Source organism: Streptomyces sp. NPDC006739 (genome assembly GCF_042869815.1).
In the GTDB taxonomy this organism is placed as follows: Bacteria; Actinomycetota; Actinomycetes; order Streptomycetales; family Streptomycetaceae; genus Streptomyces.
The window spans coordinates 1-4,345 of sequence record NZ_JBIAGM010000073.1 but is presented as its reverse complement, the minus strand read 5'-3'; the positions used below and the strand labels follow the sequence as shown (position 1 = coordinate 4,345).

4 protein-coding genes are annotated in these 4,345 nt (G+C 68.3%); all 4 read left to right on the top strand.

Features of this window, described 5'->3' with window-relative positions; translation table 11 throughout:
• A partial coding sequence (locus ACFYMM_RS44160; protein ID WP_388398467.1) for a helicase associated domain-containing protein occupies positions 1–948 on the top strand: 948 nt, incomplete at its 5' end.
• Between the two features lie 277 nt (positions 949–1,225).
• Entirely contained in the window at positions 1,226–1,984 is a 759-nt protein-coding gene (locus ACFYMM_RS44155) for a DUF5131 family protein (protein WP_388398464.1), read from the top strand.
• Positions 1,985–2,211: 227 nt separating this feature from the next.
• A complete protein-coding gene (gene tcmP, locus ACFYMM_RS44150) occupies positions 2,212–3,435 on the top strand; it encodes a three-Cys-motif partner protein TcmP (protein WP_388398461.1) in 1,224 nt (407 codons plus the stop codon).
• Between the two features lie 12 nt (positions 3,436–3,447).
• Positions 3,448–4,056: a hypothetical protein gene (locus ACFYMM_RS44145; RefSeq protein WP_388398458.1), complete on the top strand. Its 609-nt coding sequence runs from the start codon at positions 3,448–3,450 to the stop codon at positions 4,054–4,056.
• The last annotated feature ends 289 nt before the right edge of the window (positions 4,057–4,345 follow it).

The window sequence follows — 4,345 nt, the reverse complement described above, 5'->3', positions numbered from 1 at the left end:
CGTCGCAATCCACACCGAACCGGAAGGCCCTCACCTGTTCAAGATCCCTCAGCCGAGACCTGGCTCACCTGTCCACAACCTCCCCGGACAGAACACCTAGGGCTGACCGCCGCCCGTTCCTACCGCGACGAGTACGGCCACCTAGACGTCCCCGCCGACTACACCGATCCCACCGGATACCGGCTCGGCACCTTCATCACCACCATGCGCGACGCCGCGAAAGCCGGCCGCCTCGAAGCCGACTGGGTCGCCGAACTCGACGCGCTGGGCATGATCTGGGACAAGCATGACGCCGCCTGGCGCGCCCGCCTCGCCGCGGCCGCCGACTACCTGCGCGCCCACGGTCACCTCGCCGCCCCCGCCACCACTCCCGTCGGGGCCTGGCTCGCCGAACGACGCCACCTCGCCACCAAAGGCGAACTCGACACCGCCCGCGCCGAGGCCCTCAGCGCCCTTGCCCCCGACTGGCGCCTGCCGCACGGAGCGGACTGGCACCGCAAGTACCACCTGCTGCGCGCCCACCTCGCCTCCGGCGCTGACCCTGCCGCCCTGACCCGCGACACTCAGCTCGGCGGCGTGAAGATCGGCTCCTGGCTGCATCGCCAGCTCACCACCTGGCCCACCCTGGCCCCCGGCCAGCAGCAGCTGATGACCGCCCTCAGCCTCACCCCCGAGACGAACCCGCTCGCCCCCGCCCGCCGTACCCGCCGCACCTTCGAGGAGACCGTCCAGCTCCTGGAGCTCTTCCTGCACCGCGAAGGCCGCACACCCGCCGCCCGCGAGACGATCCGCGTCGACGGCGACACCGTCGCGCTCGGCGCCTGGCTCGCCAAGACCCGCACCAGGCACCGCGCCCGCCAACTCCCCGAGGAACACGGCCGCCTGGTCGCCGCTCTCTTCGACGGAGACTGGACGACCGAGGACGCCTTGCCGGCCGTGCTGGCCTAGGCGCCCACCGGCGCGGCCGCGGGCGGGAGCTGAGCCCGCCCCGCTGACACCTGTTCCGGTAACGGACAGGCGACGGCGCATGTGATCAGGGCCCAGAAACGATCAGAAGCCGCTGCTTCCACGCACGAGGGTTCGAACGTAGAAGTCTGAGACCCTGGCTGACACCGGATGGTTGGATGCCGGTGGGATGCCGATGAGGTTCCGGTGCGGGAAGCGTTGCAGACTCTCATCGCAATGGAGCAACAGGTTCGGTTCGAGGGGAATGGAGGGCCGGCCGATGAGTGACCGCAGTTCGATCGAGTGGACTGAGGCCACGTGGAACCCGACCACGGGGTGCGACCGCGTGTCCGCGGGCTGCGACAACTGCTACGCGCTGGCCCTGGCCAAGCGCCTGAAGGCGATGGGTTCCCCCAAGTACCAGGCTGACGGGGACCCGCGCACCTCAGGACCGGGATTCGGGCTGACCCTGCACCCGGACGCACTGCGTGTCCCTTACGGTTGGAAGACCCCACGGACGGTCTTCGTCAACTCCATGAGCGACCTGTTCCACGCGCGAGTGCCACTGGACTACGTACGCCGGGTGTTCGAGGTGGTCGCCGACACCCCCCAGCACACCTACCAGGTGCTCACCAAGCGTGCACGCCGCCTGAGGCTGGTCGCCGACCGACTTCAGTGGCCGGCGAATCTGTGGATGGGCGTCTCGGTGGAAAGTGCGAAGGAACTGACCCGCGTCGACGACCTGCGACACGTCCCTGCGGCGGTGAAGTTCCTGTCCTGCGAGCCGCTGCTGGGGCCGCTGGACGGGCTGGAACTGTCCGGCATCGACTGGGTCATCGCAGGCGGCGAGTCAGGGCCTGGACACCGGGCGCTGGATCCTGCCTGGGTGACGCAGATCCGCGACACCTGTCAGCAGGCCGAGGTGGCCTTCTTCTTCAAGCAGTGGGGTGGCCGCACGCCCAAGGCCAAAGGCCGCGAACTGGATGGGCGCACCTGGGACGACATGCCACAGCGCGCACTGTCACTGCCGGCACGCTAGAACCCTCCGCCAGCGGCTATCCAGCCTGTCACACCGCTGCACCTAAAACCCCCGGAATACCGCAAAGACCTCGGCAGCACGGCATGGGTCGCCGAAGGACGCTCTCGTGCCGGTGCTGCGCCATGCCGAGCCGGGCAGGCCGATTTCCTGCAACTCCGGTACACACCCAGCGTATCTGCCGCAAAATCGTGCCCACCATGTCCATCGAGCAGACAAGGTGGGGGATCTTGGACGCGTCCGAGGCAGTGCTCGACGACACAGTTCTCAACCTGAGCGGTGAAGGCGCCGACGAGAAGGAACTGGACGCCAGCAGCCCCTTCTTCGTCAGCAAGAAGGCCGCCGCCGTCCTCAAGCACGCCATCCTCGACAGTTACGTCGTCCCCTTCGCCAGTAAGGTCGGCCGGTACGCGCCGGACGGCCGCGTCGTCTACCTCGACAGCTATGCAGGGCCAGGCCGGTATGAGGACGGCACACCGGGATCCCCAGCCCTGATCCTGGACTCGGCCGCCCGCATCGCGGGCTTCCGCCAGCTCGACTGCTACTTCATCGAGCGTGGACGCAGGAGCTACCGCTCCCTGGCCGCCCTCGTCGAGGACGCCCGCAGCCAGGGACTGGCCGCCCACGCCCTGCAGGGGCGAGCCGAGAAGCACCTCGACCAGGTTCTGCAACGAGCAGCAGGCTCACCCCTCTTCGCCTTCCTGGACCCCTTCGGCCTCGGGCTGAGTTTCCAAGCACTCACCCAGCAGATCTTCGGCTCCCGCAGCGCTCACGGAACGACCGGCCGCCACGCCACCGAAGTCCTGCTCAACTTCAACGCCAACGCCGTACGCCGCATCGGAGGCCTGCTCACCAGCCCCAAGGACACCCCCGGAAAGCCGGCCACACTTCGCGCCATGGACGCAGCCTGCGGCGGCTCCTGGTGGCGTGAGGAATTCGAGGCATCCAAGAACAACACGGAAGCCGTCGCGCGCATCACCACCGGCTTCGCCCAGCGCGTCGCACGCACCGTCCGCGCGGGCTACTGGACCATCGACGTCCGCAACCGCGCACATCACCAAGTCGCCTACCATCTGGTGCACTTCAGCCGCCACAAGGACGGCCTGTGGCTGTTCGGGGAAGCCGCCAGCCTCGCCCAGGTCGCCTGGCGCCGAGCCTGCCTGCCCCCGCCTGACGAAGGAACCCTCTTCGGCGCCGTCGACACCTTCGACGAAGAAGAAGAGCAGCGCGCCCAGGCGTGGGTGAGACAGATAAGCCAAAACATCGAGCGTCTCCAGCGTGATCTTGGCCCCTTCACGATCGGCGACCGGCAGGCCGAAGTCCTCGCAGGCGTCCTCGGCCAGGCACGAAGCAAGCACATCCGAGCCGCAGTGAAGCAACTACACAAGGACGGCAAGACCGACTGCTCCGGAGTCGGCGACGTGCGCCGGCTCCGTATCACTCCACCGCGATGACACCTGGAATCCATGACCACCCACACGCACGCCCAACTGCTCGCAGCGCATATCCGCGCGGTGCTCGGCGACGGCCCGTTCCCTGCACCCGGCGGCTGGAGTCACATGGGCGCCGTCATCTGTGACGCCAGCTTCCAGGCCCGCCGCAACTACGCAGCGACCATCCGCCCACGCATAATCCGTCTACAGACGGCATGGCCCGACGCCGACACCGTGCGCGGATTCCGCGTGCGCCTGGCCACTGAAGACCTTGCCGCGGTCATGAACTTCAACGCCCCCCGCCGGGTTGCGATCGCCCACCACATCGCCGATCTCCTGGCTGGCTGCGGAGTCGACACTCGCGACGACCTTCACACCTGGCTCGAGGCCCCGGACCACCGGGCCGCACTGCGCACCGTTAACGGCGTCGGACCGAAGACGGTCGACTACCTCGGCAATCTCGTCGGCCGCTCGGAGGTCGCCGTCGACACCCACCTGCGCGCCTTCGCCGCGCAGGCCGGCATCGTGGGCGGGAACTACCACCACCTGCGTGCTGTGTACGAAGCCGCCGCCACCGTGCTCGGCCATGACCGGAGCGGGCTGGAACATGCAGTCTGGCGCCACAGGTCACAGGCTCGTTGACGCTGAGGGCCTCACGCCAGACTGGAACGTGGGTGGGTAGCGATGGAACGGCGGCGTACTGCCCCCGTTGTAGGCCTCGCTGCAGCGGCGGCATGACCTTGGGGCCGGAGGTTCGTCTTCCCCGCGCCTCGGCCACGGCGCTGGGAGGTCGCGTCCGCTGGAGTGGTGTATTGACGGCCACTCGGTGATCTCGTTTTGAGGCTATGCGGTGAGTTCGGTCGGGACGATGGTCTCGTCGGTTTGTGACTCGATCGGGTGGAGGCGGGCCTTGGCCAGGAGGTCGAGTCCC

Coding starts and splice junctions, on each gene's coding strand:
- ACFYMM_RS44155 (WP_388398464.1), top strand. CDS start 1,226: ATGAGTGACCGCAGTTCGATCGAGTGGACTGAGGCCACGTGGAACCCG.
- ACFYMM_RS44145 (WP_388398458.1), top strand. CDS start 3,448: ATGACCACCCACACGCACGCCCAACTGCTCGCAGCGCATATCCGCGCG.